At 64.0% G+C, this 18,279-nt stretch carries 14 protein-coding genes; 3 read left to right on the forward strand and 11 right to left on the reverse strand.

The window, feature by feature from the left end:
- Window positions 1-141: 141 nt before the first annotated feature.
- Complete coding sequence (locus tag AB7E19_RS05380; protein WP_427934707.1) at window positions 142-939, reverse strand: helix-turn-helix domain-containing protein; 798 nt, start codon at window positions 937-939, stop codon at window positions 142-144.
- A 467-nt stretch (window positions 940-1,406) separates the two neighbouring features.
- On the opposite strand from AB7E19_RS05380, the gene AB7E19_RS05385 reads away from it, so the two are divergent.
- From AB7E19_RS05385 to AB7E19_RS05395, 3 genes are all read left to right on the forward strand, one after another.
- A complete protein-coding gene (locus AB7E19_RS05385; RefSeq protein ID WP_427934708.1) occupies window positions 1,407-3,029 on the forward strand; it encodes an acyl-CoA synthetase in 1,623 nt (540 codons plus the stop codon).
- 190 nt (window positions 3,030-3,219) lie between these two features.
- Entirely contained in the window at window positions 3,220-3,918 is a 699-nt protein-coding gene (locus AB7E19_RS05390; RefSeq protein ID WP_236277237.1) for a helix-turn-helix transcriptional regulator, read from the forward strand.
- Between the two features lie 65 nt (window positions 3,919-3,983).
- Complete coding sequence (locus AB7E19_RS05395) at window positions 3,984-4,304, forward strand: hypothetical protein (protein WP_322131196.1); 321 nt, start codon at window positions 3,984-3,986, stop codon at window positions 4,302-4,304.
- A gap of 92 nt (window positions 4,305-4,396) precedes the next feature.
- Here the strand turns inward: AB7E19_RS05395 and hisIE are convergent, their stop codons facing one another.
- The 10 genes from hisIE to hisD form a co-directional block, all read right to left on the reverse strand.
- Window positions 4,397-5,032, reverse strand: coding sequence for a bifunctional phosphoribosyl-AMP cyclohydrolase/phosphoribosyl-ATP diphosphatase HisIE (hisIE, locus tag AB7E19_RS05400; protein ID WP_319887711.1), 636 nt, complete (start codon window positions 5,030-5,032; stop codon window positions 4,397-4,399).
- On the reverse strand, window positions 5,025-5,798 hold the full coding sequence (gene hisF / locus AB7E19_RS05405; RefSeq protein WP_042881382.1) for an imidazole glycerol phosphate synthase subunit HisF: 774 nt from the start codon (window positions 5,796-5,798) through the stop codon (window positions 5,025-5,027). Before hisF ends, hisIE begins: the two co-directional genes overlap by 8 nt.
- A gap of 178 nt (window positions 5,799-5,976) precedes the next feature.
- Window positions 5,977-9,948 carry a PAS domain S-box protein gene (locus AB7E19_RS05410; protein WP_427934709.1) on the reverse strand — a complete coding sequence of 1,324 codons (3,972 nt, stop codon included), beginning with the start codon at window positions 9,946-9,948 and terminating at the stop codon, window positions 5,977-5,979.
- Window positions 9,945-12,098 (reverse strand): PAS domain S-box protein, encoded by a 2,154-nt coding sequence (locus AB7E19_RS05415; RefSeq protein ID WP_316286273.1) that lies wholly within the window; start codon window positions 12,096-12,098, stop codon window positions 9,945-9,947. Before AB7E19_RS05415 ends, AB7E19_RS05410 begins: the two co-directional genes overlap by 4 nt.
- Window positions 12,091-13,200: a response regulator gene (locus AB7E19_RS05420; protein WP_010674688.1), complete on the reverse strand. Its 1,110-nt coding sequence runs from the start codon at window positions 13,198-13,200 to the stop codon at window positions 12,091-12,093. Before AB7E19_RS05420 ends, AB7E19_RS05415 begins: the two co-directional genes overlap by 8 nt.
- Window positions 13,201-13,332: 132 nt before the next feature.
- Window positions 13,333-14,079 (reverse strand): 1-(5-phosphoribosyl)-5-[(5-phosphoribosylamino)methylideneamino]imidazole-4-carboxamide isomerase, encoded by a 747-nt coding sequence (gene hisA, locus AB7E19_RS05425; protein WP_045524835.1) that lies wholly within the window; start codon window positions 14,077-14,079, stop codon window positions 13,333-13,335.
- Window positions 14,080-14,084: 5 nt separating this feature from the next.
- Window positions 14,085-14,708, reverse strand: coding sequence for an imidazole glycerol phosphate synthase subunit HisH (gene hisH, locus AB7E19_RS05430; protein ID WP_039039129.1), 624 nt, complete (start codon window positions 14,706-14,708; stop codon window positions 14,085-14,087).
- On the reverse strand, window positions 14,708-15,841 hold the full coding sequence (hisB, locus tag AB7E19_RS05435) for a bifunctional histidinol-phosphatase/imidazoleglycerol-phosphate dehydratase HisB (RefSeq protein WP_322131200.1): 1,134 nt from the start codon (window positions 15,839-15,841) through the stop codon (window positions 14,708-14,710). Before hisB ends, hisH begins: the two co-directional genes overlap by 1 nt.
- Window positions 15,842-15,860: 19 nt before the next feature.
- Complete coding sequence (gene hisC / locus AB7E19_RS05440; protein ID WP_322131201.1) at window positions 15,861-16,931, reverse strand: histidinol-phosphate transaminase; 1,071 nt, start codon at window positions 16,929-16,931, stop codon at window positions 15,861-15,863.
- A complete protein-coding gene (gene hisD, locus AB7E19_RS05445) occupies window positions 16,928-18,253 on the reverse strand; it encodes a histidinol dehydrogenase (RefSeq protein WP_322131202.1) in 1,326 nt (441 codons plus the stop codon). Before hisD ends, hisC begins: the two co-directional genes overlap by 4 nt.
- Window positions 18,254-18,279 lie beyond the last annotated feature (26 nt).

Here is an 18,279-nt window from a genome sequence, read left to right on the forward strand (position 1 = left end):
ATACCCGTTGAGGGCTTGGGATCATTCTTGGCATTTTGCGCCGCAGGCTCAAGGCAAGGGCCACGGGATCGCGACAGGGGCTGACTGCGCAAAAAGTGACCGCACAAAAATAGCGTCGGCGATTGGCGACAAAGAAGAGACCTATGTGGAGGGATTGAGGTTGACGGGTTGCGGCAACATGGGTTGATAACTGCCCAGTGCGCCCATGTCCAGGATGGTGTAGTCCGCCAGACCCGGCGTGGCAGGGTCACGCTTGAGGCTCACTTTGAGGGTGTCCAGCATGAGCGTCTCCAGCGCAAGGCGGTACTCCATGAACTCGGCTTCGGTCAGCCGAAGCCGGGCGGTGATGAGATAGGCCTGACGATCGCGGGGCGTCAGGTGCTGGACGCGTGCCTGCAACCCTTCGATGACTTGATTCTTGAAGCGCAGGGGGAAGCGGGCCGAGTCCCGAAATGCCACGTGCCGGGGCACCAGCAGACGAAAGCTGAGTCCGCTCTGCAGCGCCACGAGTCCGAGCTGCTCAAGCTCGCGCAGATACAGATAAAGCGAGGTGGCATTGAGCCCGAAGTGCTGGCACAGCGCATCGGGATCCGTGCCCTGTTGCAGGATCTGCAGCAACAGGCTGTAGAGCTCGGGGCGCTGGCAGAAGGCGGCATCCTGCTGCGGCGTGAAGTGGACGACGCTTGCGGCCAACTGCTCTGCCTCCGTCAGGATCTGGGAGAGGGGAACGCCGAGGAGCGTGGCAATCGCCAGCATGCGGTCCAGAGTGAAGGGTTGAGTCTGATTGAGCAGTCGTTTGACACTGGCTTCCGACATGTTCAACTCCCCCGCCAGCGCCTTGTACGAGATGCCGGCGCGCTTGAGGTGGCGCTTGAACAACTGGCACATGGCGTGATCGATGCTTTCTCTGTCCCGAGGGAGGGTCCTCTCTCTATCCATTTGGTATCTCCTGGTGACCATTCATTTGTATTTATGGCCTTGATGTGGTCTTGGCGTGATGCTTTGCTCTCTTTTAGCACATGGAGAGGTAGTCATGTATCGCGATCAGATGAGGGGCGGTGTTCAGTGGATAGACAGGAGTGAGCACAGCCTGTGGGTGAGTGGGGGGCTCAGGGGACTGGCGCTGCCCCCCGTAGTCAACGTACTGGCGTGCCTTCTGGTTTGTCTGATGTTTGTGCTGGCGGCATTGATTTGAGGCTCGTTCATGCTCCTTGGCAAGGTGGTCGGTGGGGGCATGTGTCATCTCCTCACCACCCTAAGACGTTTCGCTAATACCTGGGCTCGGCCCCCCTTGATACCCTTTCATCCGGTTCCCGCCGGCATCCTGGCCCCGCGTCAGGGCGCAATGCCGGTCGTGGTGAACCGCGAGAGCCACCCCGTTTTGTGCCCCTGTGAGGAAGGATCCGATGACAGAGCAGAACATGTACGACGCCGGCCTTGGCAAGACGCCCGCCAATTTCGAGGCGCTGACCCCCTTGATCTTTCTGGGGCGGGCCGCCCGGGTCTATCCCGACTATCCGGCGCTGATCCACGGGCCCCTGCGCCAGAGCTGGGCTCAGACCGAACGCCGTTGCCGCCAGCTCGCCTCGGCCCTGCGCCGTCGCGGCATTGGCGAGGGGGACACCGTCTCCATCGTCGCCCCCAATGTGCCGGCCATGTTCGAGGCGCACTTCGGGGTGCCCATGAGCGGCGCCGTGCTCAACACCATCAACACCCGGCTCGATGCGGACGCCATGGCCTTCATCTTCCAGCACGCCCAGAGCAAGGTGGTGCTGGTGGATCGGGAGTTCGGCGCCCTGGTGCGAAAGGCGCTCTCTCTCATTGACAGCCAGCCCCTGGTGATCGCCATCGACGATCCCCTCTACCGGGAAGGGGAGCTGGTCGGCGAGCTCGACTACGAGGGGTTCATCGCCCTGGGGGACGGGGACGAACCCGGCTGGCTGCCGGTGGACGAGTGGCAGGCCATTTCCCTCAACTACACCTCCGGCACCACGGGGAACCCCAAGGGGGTGGTCTATCACCATCGCGGCGCCCACCTCAATGCGGTCAACAATGCCCTCTCCTGGGAGCTGCCCAAGCACCCGGTCTACCTCTGGACCCTGCCGATGTTTCACTGCAATGGCTGGTGCTTCCCCTGGACCCTGGCGGCCACCGCCGGGGTGAGCGTCTGTCTGCGCCACGTGCAGGCGGCGGCCATCTACGGGGCGCTGCGCGAACACAAGGTGAGCCATTTCTGCGCCGCCCCCATCGTGCTCAATATGCTCAACAATGCCGATCCGGCCCTCAAACAGGGACTCGACCACCCCGTCAAGGCGATGACGGCGGGGGCCGCGCCGCCCGCCACCGTGATCGCCGGCATGGAGGCCATGGGGATCGCCGTGACCCATGTCTATGGCCTCACCGAAACCTATGGCCCCTGCGTGGTGTGCGAGCCGCAAAGACGCTGGCAGGGGCAGGATGCCACCACGCTCTCCCGTCTCAAGGCGCGCCAGGGGGTGGCCTCCCCCCTGCAAGGGGAGATGCGGGTCATCAACCCCGTCAGCGGCGAGCCGGTCCCCATGGATGGCAAAACCCTGGGAGAGATAGTGCTGCGGGGCAACATCGTCATGAAGGGCTACCTCAAGAACCCGGCGGCGAGCGAAGAGGCGATGACACAGGGATGGTTTAGAAGCGGGGATCTCGCGGTCTGGCACCCGGACGGCTATGTGGAGATCAAGGACAGATCCAAGGACATCATCATTTCCGGCGGGGAGAACATCTCCAGCCTGGAGGTGGAGGACGTGCTCTATCGCCACCCCGATGTGGAAGAAGCCGCGGTGATCGCCATGCCGGACGAGACCTGGGGGGAGGTGCCCTGCGCCTTCGTCAAGCTCAAGGAGGGGCGCGAGCTCACCCAGGCCGAGCTCATTGCGTTCTGCCGCGAGCAGATGGCCCACTTCAAGGCCCCCAAGCGCATCATCTTCACCCCGCTGCCCAAGACCTCCACCGGCAAGGTGCAAAAATTCATGCTGCGCAAGCAGTTGGCGTGACGACAAAGGCGCCGCGCCATCAACGGGCCTGCGGGCCCGTTTTGTGTTGCGTGATGCAAAGAAGCAGGGCCTCGCCGGTAGCGGTCGCCAGCCAACAAGACGTGCCTTTCGAGCCCGTCCCGGCTTACCATGGCCGCCATGTCCCGCCAGCCTGAGGATGCCTGTGAGAAAATCGGACCGACTGTTTCAACTGACCAACCTGCTGCGGGCGCATCAACCCCTGACCGCCCGGGATCTGGCGACGCGCCTGTGCGTGTCGGAGCGCACCATCTACCGCTATATCGACGATCTCTCTTTGGCGGGCATTCCGCTTTACGGGGAAGCCGGGCTGGGCTATCGGCTGAGCGAGGGGTTCGAGATGGCCCCGTTGCAACTGAGCGCGGCCGAGCTGGAGGCCCTCATCACCGGGGTGAACCTGGTGGCGGTACTGACGGGCAAGGGGATGGCCGATCCTGCCCGCGCCCTGCTCGCCAAGATTGAGGCGGCCCTGCCCGCCAAGGAGGCTCGGGCACCTCGCGTCCCCGTGGTCCGGGTACCGGACTATCCCACGGCGCACCCGGCATACGCTCGCTGGGACAGGTTGCACGACGCCATCACGGCCGGTCACTGGCTGCACATTGGCTACCGGGATGCCAGCGCCAGCAGGACGGAACGCCAGCTCTTTCCCCTCGGGCTCTTCTACTGGAGCGGATGCTGGACGCTCGGCGCCTGGTGTGCGCTGCGCCGGGCCTACCGGGATTTCAGGGTGGATCGCATCGACACCCTGGCGCCGTGCCGACCGGGAGAAGGGGCACCATCTGGCGCGACCCTGGCCGATTACCTTGCCCTGCGCCAGTCGGACGCGTTTCCCCCTGGGCGCAGTGGCGCCGAAAAGGTCATTCAGGACTGACACAAGGCTGTCAGTAGCCCTTCGTTATGCTGGGTTCTCCAGACCATCCACAACGGAGAAAAAAGATGATCATCAAGGGCGACATGCAAGGGGTAGGGGGCGTCGAGTTTGCCACTTTCAGGCTCAGGGAAGGGGTGACGGAGGCGGATTTGCTCGCCCTGTCACGGCGGGTCGAGTCCGAGTTTCTTGTCCAGCAATCCGGGCTCATCATGCACTGCCTGCTGCGCGGCGCCGACGGCCTCTATGCGGACGTGGTGATGGCCCCCAGCCAGTCGCTGGTGGAAGCCTACTGCCAGCAGTGGCTGCACAACGACGTGGCAGGGGAGTACCTGACCCTGCTTGACCATGACTCGGTCAACATGAGCTTCTGGACCCGTATCGGCTGAGGGCGGCGCGGGGCATGCCATCCCCCGGCGAGGGGACAATCATGAAATGAAACGGGCCCATAGGGCCCGTTTTGTTGAACAGAATTCAATAATTACTTGGTGTGGCGCTCATGCAGGCGCTGCACCACATCCTTCAAACCCAAGCCTTCGTTTTGCAGCAAGACGGTCAGGTGGTAGAGCAGGTCAGCGGATTCGTTGATGAGCTCTTCTCTGTCTTTCGCCATGGCGGCCAGGGCCACTTCCACCCCCTCTTCACCCACCTTCTGGGCGATGCGCTTGGTGCCTTTGCCATAGAGGCTGGCGGTGTAGCTGGTGGCGGGATCTGCCCCTTTGCGTGATGCCAGGATCTGTTCGAGCTCGGCCAGGAAGCCGAGCGGCGGCACGGGGTGGCCGTCGAAGCAGGAGGGGTTGCCCAGATGGCAGGTGGGGCCGACCGGGTCGGCGGCAATGAGCAGGGAGTCCTGATCACAGTCGGTGGTGATGGTGACGAGCTTGAGCACATGGCCCGAGCTCTCGCCCTTGGTCCACAGGCGCTGCTTGCTGCGGCTGAAGAAGGTGACCTGGCCGGTGGTCTGGGTCTTTTCCAGCGCCTCGCGGGTCATGAAGCCCTGCATCAGCACTTCGCCGCTGAGGGAATGCTGGACGATGGCGGGGATCATGCCCTCACACTTGGCCCAGTCCAGGCGCTCGGCCAGCGGCAATGCATTGTCTACTGCTTGATTATTCACGGATGGCGACTCCTTCGTTTTTCAGCCAGCGTTTCAATTCGGGAATGGGAATGAGGCCCTTGTGGAACACGGAGGCGGCCAGCGCCCCGTCCACGTCGGCCAGGGTAAAGGCATCGCGAAAGTGCTCCATGGCCCCGGCGCCGCCGGAGGCGATGAGGGGCACCTTGCACACGGCGCGCACCAGCTTGAGCTGCTCAAGGTCGTACCCCTGACGCATGCCGTCCTGGTTCATCACGTTGAGCACTATCTCCCCCGCGCCCCGGCGCTGCACTTCCTGTACCCACTCCAGGGTGGTCCAGGTGGTGGTGCGGGTGCGGCTCTCGTCGCCGGTAAACTGTTTGACCTGATATTGACCGAGGGCGGCATCGAAGTAGGAGTCGATACCCACCACCACGCACTGCACGCCGAAGCGCTCGGCGAGCCGGGTGATCAGGGTGGGATCGGCCAGGGCGGGGGAGTTGATGGAGACCTTGTCGGCACCGAATTCCAGGATCTGGCGGGCATCCTCCACGCTTTTGATGCCGCCGGCGACGCAGAAGGGGATGTCGATGACTTCCGCCACCCGGCTTACCCAGCTCTTGTCCACTACCCGTTCGTCGCTCGAGGCGGTGATGTCATAGAAGACCAGCTCATCGGCGCCCTCGGCGGCGTAGCGGCGGGCGAGGTCGACAATGCCGCCCATCACCTCGTGGTTGCGAAACTGCACGCCCTTGACCACCACGCCATCTTTGACGTCGAGACAGGGGATAATACGCTTTGACAACATGCTCATTGCTCCATGTAAAGCACGGTTAAAGAAACGTCGTTCTGCCGCCGGCGTTGGCCCGGGCGGCGGACGGGAACACGGTTGGCATGCCTTGAACGGGGGCCCATGAAGGGAGAAACGACAGGCCCGGCAGGCCGTCTCGTCGCCTCTGGGCACCCCACTATATGCATGACTTCATTCAGTGATTCAACCCTTTGTCGCCCTTCACCTGCCCCGGATGGCAGGCTGGCGCCTCGGGGAGGGGAGCCCGATCGTCCGGGTGGGTCTCGTCCGTTGCCATATGCTGGCGCAGGGTGAGCAGGGCGGCATCAAAATCAAACGCCTTCAGTTGCCTGGTCAGGGTGTCGCTGCGAGACCCCAGCATGAGGCGAAGGGGACCGGCATACTGCTCGTAGAGGGGGATCACGGCGGTGTCGCTTTGCACCAGCAGGGCTTCCATCTGGCCCAGCAGTTGCTGGCGCCACTGATCCCCCAGAGGCACCAGATCGGTGGTCGGGGCGGCGAGATCGTCCCCGAGCAGAGCGCAAAGGGCGGCGATCTCTTCATCGATGGATGACATGAGTCCGGTGGGCTCAGTGTTGCCGTCCGCGATGGCCTGCTCCAGGGCCAGGCAGTGGCGCGACAGCTCATGTGCCCCCAGGGTGCTCGCCACGCCGCGCAGGCTGTGGACCATGCGGGTTGCATCGCTGTGCTCCCCGGCCTGCAAGTGGCGGTGCAGCCGGGTCATGTCCTGGCCATGCTCATGGATGAAGTAGCGAAGCAGGGCCAGGTATTTCTCCTGATTGCCGTTGAGGGCCGCCAGCCCCTGGTCGAGATCCAGACCCGGGTGTGCCTGCAGGCGGGCAAGGGGGCCTGTCACGGGATGGCGAGTGCTGTCGTCCGGGGCAAGCTCGGGGACCTTGCCCTGGGGCAGCCAGCGCTGCAGGGCTTCAAACAGCTTGGCGGGGGTGACGGGCTTGGCAATGAAATCGTTCATGCCGGCCGATGCGCTCGCCTTTCTGTCCTCCTCGAAGGCGCTGGCGGTGAGCGCCAGGATGGGCAGCCTGTCCATGCCGGGCAGGGCCCGGATGGCGCGGGTGGCGCTGTAGCCATCCATCACCGGCATCTGTATGTCCATCAGGATGAGGTCGAAGGGATGCTGGTTGACGAGGGCCAGGGCCTCCTGGCCGTTGACGGCAGTCTCGATGACGAGGCCGCTGTGGCACAGGAGCTCGAGCACCACTTCCCGGTTGATGGCGTTGTCTTCCACCAGCAGGATCCGGGCGTGGCGAGGGAAGCTGAAGGCCTGTTGGTTCCCCTGCTCGGACGGGGTCCGGGAAGGAGCGTCCTCTTTTGCCTTGAACAGCCTGGCGGTAAACCAGAAGCAGCTTCCCTGGCCTGGCTCGCTGGTGACTCCGACCTCACCCCCCATCAGGGCGGCGATCCGGCTGGTGATTGCAAGGCCAAGGCCAGTGCCGCCATATCTGCGAGTGGTGGAGACATCCGCCTGTTCGAACGCCTGGAACAGCTTCTCGCGCTGTGCAGGGGTGATGCCGATGCCGGTGTCTTCCACCTCGAAGCGCAGCAGGTAGCCGGTGGTGAGGGGGCGGGCCAGCCTGACGCGCAGGGTGACGGTTCCCTGCTCGGTGAACTTGATGGCGTTGGTCGCATAGTTGAGCAGGGCCTGGCGCAGGCGGGTGATGTCGCCGTGCACCCAGGCGGGGGTATCGCCGATGTCCGTCACTATGGTGAGCCCCTTGGCCCTGGCCTGGTCGTTCATCAGGGCGCGGACGTTGTCCAGCATGGCGGTGAGGGAGAAATCGGTCAGCTCCAGCGTCATCTTGCCCGCATCGATCTTGGAGAGATCCAGGATGTCGTTGAGGATGCTGAGCAGGTGCTGGGCGGCAGTGTCTATCTTGGTCAGCCGTTCGAGGTCGGTGGGATCCCGGGTGTCGCGCTTGAGCAGATAGGTGAGCCCCAGGATGGCATTCATGGGGGTGCGGATCTCGTGGCTCATGTTGGCAAGAAAGGCGCTCTTGGCGTGGTTGGCACTTTCGGCCCGCTGGTGGGCCTGGGCCAGCTGCCGGGTGCGCTCGTTGACCATCTCCTCCAGGTGGTAGCGATACTGGTCCAACTCCTCGCCGAGCTGTTTCTTCTCGGTGATGTCGGCCTGGACCGTGACGTAGTGGGTGATTTCACCGCTCTCCTGGCGGATCGGCGACACCGTGGCCAGCACCTGGTAGTGGGAGCCATCCTTGCGCTGGTTGATGAATTCGCCATGCCAGCGCTGGCCGTGGTTGATGGCATCCCACAGGGCGACATAGCTGGCATCCGGGGTGAGGCCCGAGCGCAGCAGGGACGGGGTCCGGCCTATCACTTCGTGCTGCTGGTAACCGCTGGCGGCGAGGAAGGCGGGGTTGACGTACTCGATGCGCGCCCGGGTGTCGGTGATGAAGACGCCGTCAGGGCTCTGTTCGAGGGCCAGGGACAACTGGCGCAACTGCTGCTCGGCCAGCTTGCTCTGGGTGATGTCCAGATGGATGCCAAGGAGGCGCACGGGTCGCTGCTGGGCGTCCCGATAGACGCTCCCTTTGCTCACCAGCCAGCGGATGCCGCCATCTGGCAGCAGGATCCTGAACTCCAGCTCGACGGGGGCGCCGCTGACCGCCCGCTCCGCCAGCAACTGCTCGATGCGGGGCCTGTCATCCGGATGCAGGCAGGCCTGCCAGGCTGCCAGCTCGCCGAGCACCTCGGCACTGCGGCCATAGAGGCGGGCGCATTCCGGCGAGAAGAAGAGACGGTTGCTGACCATGTCCCATTCCCAGATGCCGACATGGGCCCCTTCCTGGGCCATCAGCAGGCGCTGTTCGCTCTCGCGCAGGGCGCTGCTGACGGTTTCGGCGCGCACCCGTGCACTGATGGCGTCGTCCATCAGGTTCAGGGCTGCGAGGCGAGCACGACGCTGGGTATCGAGCGCCATCTGCTGATTGTGTTGCAGGCTCTGCTCCGCGAGCTTGCGCTCCGTGATGTCCTGCACGGTGCCGTAGAGCTCGAGTATGGTGCCATCCCTGTCCCTGAGCGCCGCCCCGCGGGCAATGACCCAGGCGGTCTCCCCCTGCTCCGTGATCACTTCGGCATCGCACTCGTAGGGCTGCCCGTCCATCCTGCAGCGCTCGACGGCCTGGGCCACCGTGTGCCACCCCTCCTGGGTGAAGTATTTTCTGACCTCGGGATAGACGGCGGGGGGGAGGGCCGGATCCCGGCCATAGATGCGATAGATCTCCGGTGACCAGAAGTGGCTGTCATCGGCCACGCGCCAGCGCCAGTTCCCTATCTTGGCGAGACGCTGGGACTCGCGCAGTATGGCTTCATTGCGGCGCAGCGCCTCCTCGGTCTCCTTGTTCTGCCGGTTGTCCTCGATGATGGAGATGAAGTAGTCGGGATTGCCTTCGGCGTCGCGCACCAGGGCCACCGTCAGAGTGGTCCAGATGATCTCGCCCCCCTTGTGCAGGTAGCGCTTCTCCAGGGTGTAGTGGGGGATAGTTCCCGCCAGCACCCGGGCCACATGGGCCTCATCGAGGTAGAGATCGTCCGGGTGGGTCAACTGCTGGAACGTCATCCCGGTGAGCTCGTCGGCCCGGTAGCCCAGGATGTGGCACAGCCGCTGATTGACACGCAGCCAGTGTCCATCGGGGGAGACCAGGGCGATGCCGACCGCCGCCTGTTCGAAGGTGACCTGGAAGCGGTTCTCGCTCTGCTGCAACTGGTTCTGGGTGTTCATCAGCTCCTGCCAGCGCAGGACCTCTCTGGCCCGGGCGCGATGAAAGGCGGCACTGAGCACGCTGATGAGCAGACCGTTGGCGATGAGCAGGCACCATTGCACCAGATCCTGGCCAGCCTCGACACTCAGTGAATAAATGGGGGGGAGCATGAAATAGCTGGTGACCAGGGCGGTGATCAGGGTGCAGAGCAGACCTGGCAACAAGCCCCCCAACAGGGCGCAAACGATGATGGGCAGCATGAAGAGAACCAGCAGCGGTCGCTCACCAAAGGCGATGGGCAGCTGGACCCGGATTTGCAACATCAGAACGGGCAGCAGCACGGCCAGCAGGGAGATCCCCCAGCGCTGGGTGGAGGGGCGCACATGCCACAGGGGTGACCAGCTCATCATGGGAGATCCTCCGGTGGCATGGGGGCCTGGGGATAGGGGGGCGGCACTCCGAGCTGACGGGAGAGCCCGTTGATCTGGTGCTTGAGGGCCAGCATGGCGAGTTCCCTGTCCACCATCACCTTGTTGAACCGCTCCAGCTCATGGTTCTGCTGGCGCAGCTCGCTGGCCTGGCGGGTCAGGGCCTGTTCAACCTGCTCCCGTTCGGTGACATCGAGCAGAATGCCGATGATGGCGGGCTGGCCGAGGTAGTCGACGCGCCGCCCGTACAGCTCGACCTCCAGGGATTCCCCGTGCTGATGCAGGGCACTGAAGCGGGTGTGGATATCGCGCGCGTCCTGCTCGCACGCGTGCACCAGCTCGGCAACCCTGGTGCTGTCCTTGGGAGCGGCAAGGGCGTGCAACTGGCCAACGGCGATCAGCGCCCCCGGGGTGTCATAGCCAAACAGTCGGGCAAAACAGGGGTTGATGTAGCAGAGCCGACCCTGCTGGATGATGTAGATCCCGGCAAGGGATTGCTCCACCAGTGCACGGAACAGCCCCTCCCGCTCTCGCAAGTCGGCCTCGGCCCGTTTGAAGTCCGTGATGTCCCGAGAGATGCCGAAGATCCCGATCACCTGCCCCTCGCTGTCTTGCAAGGGGCCTTTGGTTGCGAGAAACACATGCTCGCCATCGGGCAGGGTCAGGTACTCCTCCTCGGTCTGCACCCGGTTGCGCTCTATGACCTGGCGCCCGGATGCCATCAGCATCTGCGCCTGCTGCGGCGGGAAGAGCGTCAGATCATCCTGGCCCAGCACCTCGTCAACCGGCTTGCCGACAAACTGGCTGGCGGCCCGGTTGAAGAGGATGTATCTGCCCTCCTTGTTCTTGGCGAAGATGGCGTCTTCCGAGCTGTCGGCGATGGCGGAGAGCAGTTGCAACGCCTCCAGCCGCTGGGACTGGGAATGCTGAAGCTGCTCGGCCATCTGCAGCCGGGTGTGCTGGCGCAGCAGGATGATGCCGGCGTTGGTGACAAAGAGCACCAGCAGGCCGATGAGACCGATCCAGACGCTCTCCTTGAAGGTGGCCTGGTAGAGTTCCGCCTTGTCGATCTTGGCCAGCAGGTACCAGTCCGTGTTCATGACCGGATAGACAACCCCGAAGACCTCGCTGCCCCGGTAATCCTGGCCATAGAGTACCTGGGGCATGCCGCGTTCGGCGAGCCGCAAATACTGGGCAGCCAGCAGGGTGGGGTGGGTGACGGGATAGTGCAGGGTGAGAGCCGGTTCCGGGCGATAGCGCAGGCTACTCAGATAGTGGACCTGATCCCCCTGCTGGCGAAACAGAATGGCTTCTCCACTGCTGTCTGGGACGGGCCAGGACCCCAGGATCTGATCGAGCCAGCGATTTGCGCTTATCTGCATCACCAGCACGGGGGCAGGTCCTGCAGCAACCTCCAGATTGACCAGAAAGTCCAGCCTGGCGTGACCGCGATCATCGAGATAGGGACCAAGACGCATGACGTTGCCCTGCTCGAGCCGTGGCAGGGCGTCACGCAACGTGGCATTCATGGTGTCGCCACCCGGGGTATGCCACAGGGGCTGTCCGGCAGGATTGAACACGGCCGCACCGTGAAATCCGCGTACCGAGATGAATTCGAGCAGCCTTGCCAGTGGTGGCGTGATCGCTTCGGGTGAGGATGGTGCTTGTCCGGGACGATAGAAATCAGTACTGCCCAGACCCTTTATGAGCTGGTGAATATCCTGCTCGTGGGTTCCGAGCCACTCGGTGACGCGCTGGCTCTTGAGATCCGCGATGGCTTCGAGACGAGCCACCTCCTTGTTGCGTGCCAGTTCGATGTTGCGGGCGATGGCCATGGCGGTCAGGGCCAAAATGAGCCCGTTGAGCAACAGGAAGGGGATCCATTGACGCCGCGTAAAGACAGGTGTGCTGCCGGTGGTGTCAATGCGACGACGCAGCATGGCATAAAGCATGAGGGCCGTGATGAGGATGAAGAGCCAGCCCTTGATGGTGCTTGCCATGGCGAACTGGGCAGGGGTGCTGAACAGCCACTCCACCGCCTTGTCGGAGAGCAGGATCCACAGGCTTGCCACGGCGGCATAGGTGAGCACGACGTTGAGCACATGTGCCCGGGTCAGGGGAGCCTCAGCCATCCACGGCCTCGCTGCCATCCTGGTAGCGTTCGGCAATGGTGACGAACGCGTCGAAATGGCGATCGAAGGCGGTCACGACATCGGGATCGAAATGGTGGCCGCTGCCGGAGAGGATGAGGGCGCGAGCCTCGTCGTAGCTCATGGCCGGCTTGTAGACCCTGGCGCAGATGAGGGCGTCAAACACGTCTGCCAGCGCCATCAGGCGGGCCGAGAGGGGTATGGCGTCCCCTTGCAAGCCGTCCGGGTAGCCGCTGCCATCCCACTTCTCGTGGTGCCAGTGGGCGATCTCCTTGGCCAGGGTGAGGAAGGCCAGGGGCTGCTCCATGTCCTGTTCGGCCTCCTCGATGGCATCGCTGCCGAGCTTGGCGTGGGTGCGCATGATCTGCCACTCCTCCGGGGTCAGCTTGCCCGGTTTGAGCAGGATGTGGTCGGGAATGCCCACCTTGCCGATATCATGAAGCGGTGCGGAGCGGCTCAGCAGATCGATGTAACCCGGGGTCAGGGTATCGGCGAAACGGGGGTGATCAGCCAGGGCGCTCGCCAGCAGACGTACATAGCCCTGGGTGCGCAGGATATGGTTGCCGGTTTCGGGGTCGCGGATCTCCGCCAGATGGGCGAGAGCGCGGATGGAGACCTGCTGGATCAGGTCGTTTTCCGCCATTCGCCGCGCGACCTCGGCTTCCAGCGCCGCATTCTGGTTTTGCAGACCGTCACGGGCCTGCTTGGCCTCCAGCTGGGTACGCACCCGGGCCTGAACGACCACCGGTTTGATGGGCTTGGTGATGTAATCGGCGGCGCCGAGGGAGAGGCCGAACTCCTCGCTCTGGGGGTCGGCGAGGGCGGTGAGCAGAACGACGGGAATACGGCTGCTGATCGGGGACTGACGCAATTGCCTGAGCACTTCATAACCATCCATGCCGGGCATCATCACATCCAGCAGGATGAGGTCAGGCTTTGGATCCGCGCTGACGATGCGCAGGCATTTTTCCCCGCTCTGCGCAGCCAGCACGCGGTAATGAGGCGAAAGCAATTCGGTCAGTACCATCAGATTTTCGGGTGAGTCGTCGACGATCAGGATGGTGGCGTTGTGAGGTGTCAACATATGTCTTCCATGACGCTATCCCTGTGAGGTCGAGTATAGAGCCAATTGCTGCCAAATCATAAGGTTCGCCCCCATCGGGGAGAAAGAGGCCTGCCCGGATGGGCAGGCTGTCTGATGCCGGAAAGGGGCGCGTCACGCAGCGCGGCCGTCACCCCAGCAGTGAATGGCTTCTGCCACGTCAAACTTGCCCTCCAGCAGGGCTCGGCCTAGGATGATCCCCTTGACGCCGGTTCCCTTGAGCGCCTCGATATCCGCCAGGCCGCCGATACCGCCGGACGCCTGGAAGCCGACGCTCGGGTAGCGGGCACAGAGATCCCGGTAGAGTTCGACGTTGGTGCCCGCCAGGGTACCGTCACGGCTGATGTCGGTGCAGAGCACGTGTCTGAGTCCGGCGGGGAGGAAGCGCTCGATCAGCGCCTCGATGGAGATGCCGCTGTTCTCCTGCCAGCCAGCTACTGCGATGTGGCGGTTGCCCTGTTCATCGATGTTGACATCCAGTGCCAGCACGATGCGCTCGGGGCCATATTTCTCCATCCAGCTGGCCACCAGATCCGGGGATTTGACGGCGGTGGAACCGATCACCACCCGGCTGGCGCCGGCCGCCAGCAAGTCGGCCACGTCCTGTTCGCTGCGCACGCCGCCGCCGACCTGCACCGGTGCCTCGGTGGCGGACAGCAGCTGGGCGATGAGGGCCAACTGGCGGGCCTTGGCATCCTTGGCGCCGTCCAGATCCACCAGGTGCAGCTGTGCCGCCCCCTGGCTGACATAGTCATCGAAGCGGGCCTGCGGGTTGTCGCTGTAGGCGGTTTTCTGGCCGTAGTCGCCCTGATAGAGGCGCACGACCTGACCGTTGATGAGGTCGATTGCGGGAATAATCATGCCTGTCATAGCTCCAGAAAGTTTTGCAGTAGGCGGGCACCGGCCGGGCCGGATCGCTCCGGGTGGAATTGGGCGCCAAAGAAGTTGTCCCGCCCGACGATGGCGGTAAAGGGCAGGCCGTAGTCGCAGGTCGCCAGGGTCGCGTCGGTCACCTCCAGCGCATAGGAGTGGACAAAGTAGAAGTAGCTGCCGCTGGGGATGCCTTTGAGTAGCGGGTGGGTCTCGTCGTGTTCAATCTGGTTCCAGCCCATGTGGGGCAGGCGCAGGTTGCCCACCTCCATCAGGCGGATCCTGCCAGGCACGATGCCGAGGCAGTCGATGAGCGCTCCTTCGCTGCCATCGGCGCTCATGTTCTCTTCCGAGGCCTGTGCCAGCATCTGCATGCCGAGGCAAAAACCGAGCAACGGCTGCTTGGCGGCGCGAATGAGGGGCACCAGTTCCCGCTCATTGAGGTTCTTCATGGCGGCGATGGCGGTGCCGACGCCGGGCAGGATCAGCTTGTCCGCCTGCTCGATGTCGGCGGCCTTGCAGCTCACCCTGGGTTGCACGCCGAGGCGCTCGAACGCCATGCGCACCGAGGCGAGGTTGGCGCAGCCGGTGTCGATGATGACCAGGTTCTGTTTCCCCATCACAGCACCCCCTTGCTGGAGGGAAGCTCGCTCCCTTCCACGCGAATGGCCTGGCGCAGGGCGCGGCCAAAGCCTTTGAACAGCGCCTCCACCTGATGGTGGGTGTTGCCGCTGCCCACCTTCATCTGCAAGGTGATGGCCATGGCGTCAGAGAGGGAGCGGAAGAAGTGGGGCACCATCTCGGTGGCCATCTCTCCCACGCTGTCTCGACCAAAGCCGCTCGGGCAGTCGAACACGAAGTAGGGACGGCCGCTCAGATCCAGCGCCGTGGCCACGTCCAGCTCGGTCAGCGAGGTGCTGTCAGCCTCCTGGCGGGGACGCCCGTCGATCACCGCCTGCACCTCGTCCATCGCCAGCACGAAGCCGAAGCGGCCGATGCCGCGCTTGTTGCCAAGGGCCTGGCGCAGGGCTTGACCCAGTGCCAATCCCACATCTTCCACCGTGTGGTGATCGTCGATGTGCAGATCGCCGCTCACTTTGAGCTTGAGGCGAAAGCCCGCGTGGGTCGCTATCTGATCCAGCATGTGATCGAAGAAGCCGATGCCGGTGGCGATCTGGTTGCCACCGCTCTTGTCGAGATCCACCGCCACCTGGATGCGGGTCTCCTTGGTGTAGCGCTCCACCTCGGCCACGCGCCCCTTGGAGAGCAGCTGATCACGAATGGCAGTCCAGCCGTGATCTTGCGGGTGGTAGCGTATGCCGCGGATGCCCATGTTCTCGGCAAGCTGGATGTCGGTCTGTCTGTCGCCAATCACGAAGGAGTTGGCAAAGTCGATGCGGCCCGAGGCGAGATACTCCTTCACCATCCCAAGGTGAGGCTTGCGGCAGCTGCAACCGTCGGTGGGGAAGTGGGGACAGATCAGCACTTGCTCCCAGGTGACGCCCTGGGATTCGAAGAGGTGCATCATCAGGTCGTGAGGCGGCTGGAAGTTTTCAAGGGGCAGGCTGGCGGTGCCGAGCCCATCCTGGTTGGTCACCATCACCAGCACGTAGCCGGCGGCCTGGAGCTCACGCAGCACAGGTATCACCATGGGCTCGAAGCGCAGCTTCGCAAGGCTGTCCACCTGCTTGTCGGTGACCGGCTCCTCGATCAGGGTGCCGTCACGGTCGATAAACAAAAACGGGGTTTTCATCGCTACATCCTTGCTTGTCTTACAGAGAGGGTGGGGGCAGGTCACGCAGCACGGCGAGCACGGCGTCCATTTCGCCCTGATAGCCGATGGTGATGCGGATGCTGTTGTCAAGGCCAGGCTTGCTGGAGAAATCACGCAAGATGATGCCGGCGGCCTTCATGGCGGCGAACACGGCGGCGCCATCCACGAAGCGCACCAGCACGAAGTTGCCCTTGTCCTCGAACACTTCCTTGACGCAGGACAGACGAAGCAGCTCCGCCTTGATGAGCGCCTTTTGCTTGTTGAGTTCCTGCACCCGCTCCTGCATCAATTCCAGCCCCATGGGAGAGAGCGCCTGGGCGGCAATCTGGGCGATGGGGTCGGGAATGGGGTAGGGCGCGATCACCTTGGCCAGCATGGCAATCACCTCGGGATCCCCCAGGGTAAAGCCGCAGCGGATCCCCGCCAGGGCAAAGGCCTTGGAGAGGGTGCGGGTCACCACCAGGTTCGGGTATTGGGCGAGCAGGTCCACCACGGAGGCCTCCGGGCAGAACTCGATGTAGGCCTCGTCCACGACGATGATGGCGCGGTCCCGGGCCTTCTCCAGCAGGGCGACGAGTCCCTTGCGGCCCACCAGATCCCCGGTGGGATTGTTGGGGGAGCAGAGGAACACCAGCTTCACGTCAGAGAGGCGATCGGCGATGGCGGGCCAGTCCGGCTGACGGCTGGCGGTCAATGGCTGCTCGACAATCCCCACGCCACAGGTCTCGGCGCTGATGGCGTACATGCCGTAGGTGGGGGGGCAGATGAGGATCTGATCTTCCCCTGCCTCGCAGAAGGTGCGGATCAGCAGCTCGATGGCCTCGTCGGCGCCGCGGCTCACCAGCACCTGATCCGGATTGACCCCGGCGTAGGCGGCATAGCCATTCACCACCTCGGCCGGCTGGCACTCGGGATAGCGGTTGAGGCGGCTCCCCTCGACGGTGAAGGGATAGGCCAGGGGTGCCTCGTTGGCATTGAGCCAGACGTGGCCCTTGCCGCCGATGCGGCGAGCGGACTGGTAGGGTGTGAGAGCCCGCACGACGCGACGGGCCAGATTGACGATGCTCATGACAAATCCTTCTGCTGTGCTGTTTGTTGGGGCTCGGCGGCCAGGGCGTTCAACCTGAGGGTGACGGCATGCTTGTGGGCATCGAGTCCCTCGGCCTGGGCGATGCGCTGGACAATGGGGCCAAGGCCGCGAATGCCGTCTGCAGTGAGCTCCTGTACCGTGTAGCGGCGCTGATAGTCGGCAAGCCCCAGGCTCGAGCAGGTGCGGGCATAGCCGTAGGTGGGCAGGGTGTGGTTGGTGCCGCTGGCGTAATCACCGACCGACTCCGGTGTCCATGCCCCGAGGAAGATGGAGCCCGCGTTCTCGAGCTTGTCCAGCAGATCCCGGGGGGCCCGGGTCTGCACGATGAGGTGTTCCGGGGCATAGGCGTTGGAGATGGTGCAGGCCTCCTCCAGGCTGTCGCAGAGGATCACCAGGCTTGCCTTCAGGGCTTGCTCGGCGATGTCGCGGCGGCTGAGGTCGGCGAGCTGCGCCTGGAGCTCGCTGCCGATGGCATCGGCCAGGGAAGCGGAGGTGGTGACCAGCACCACCTGGCTGTCGGGGCCGTGCTCGGCCTGGGAGAGCAGATCCGATGCCACGAAGGCCGGGTTGGCGCTCTCGTCTGCGATCACCAGCACCTCGGAGGGGCCGGCTGGCATGTCGATGGCGGCGCCCCGCCAGTCACGGGAAACCTGCCCCTTGGCTTCGGTCACATAGGCGTTGCCCGGGCCGAAGATCTTGTCCACCTTGGGGATGGTCTGCGTGCCATAGGCCATGGCCGCGATGGCTTGGGCGCCGCCGATGGCGAACACCTGGCGAACGCCACAGGCGCGGGCGGCAAACAGGATCTCGTCGCTCGCCGGAGACGGGGTGCAGAGCACCACCTCACGGCAACCGGCCAGGCTTGCCGGAATGGCCAGCATCATCACGGTGGAGGGGAGCGGCGCGCTGCCTCCCGGGACATAGAGGCCGACCCGGCTGATGGGTTGGGTGCGCAGCTCGCACAGCACCCCGGGCTGGGTCTCGACTCGGACGACGGGCTGTACCTGGGCGGCGTGGAAGGTACGGATATTGGCGATGGCGGCCTCGATGGCACCCTTGATGTCATCACCGAGTCGAGCGCAGGCGGCATCCACTTCCGCGTCGCTCACCCGAAGCTGTTCGCGAGGCGCGCGTTCGAAACGCTGGCTCAGCTCGCGCAGGGCCTCATCGCCCCGGCTGCGTACCGCAGCAATGATGTCTCGCACCACGGTACCGATGTCGGCTTCGTCGCCAAGGGCGGGCCGGGTCAGGACCTCGGCTTGCCGGGCGGGGGAGAGGGTCTTCCAGATCAGGGTCTGCATGATGTGTCTTCCTTATTCCATCATCT

Source organism: Aeromonas sp. (assembly GCF_050252055.1).
Classification (GTDB): domain Bacteria; phylum Pseudomonadota; class Gammaproteobacteria; order Enterobacterales; family Aeromonadaceae; genus Aeromonas; species Aeromonas caviae.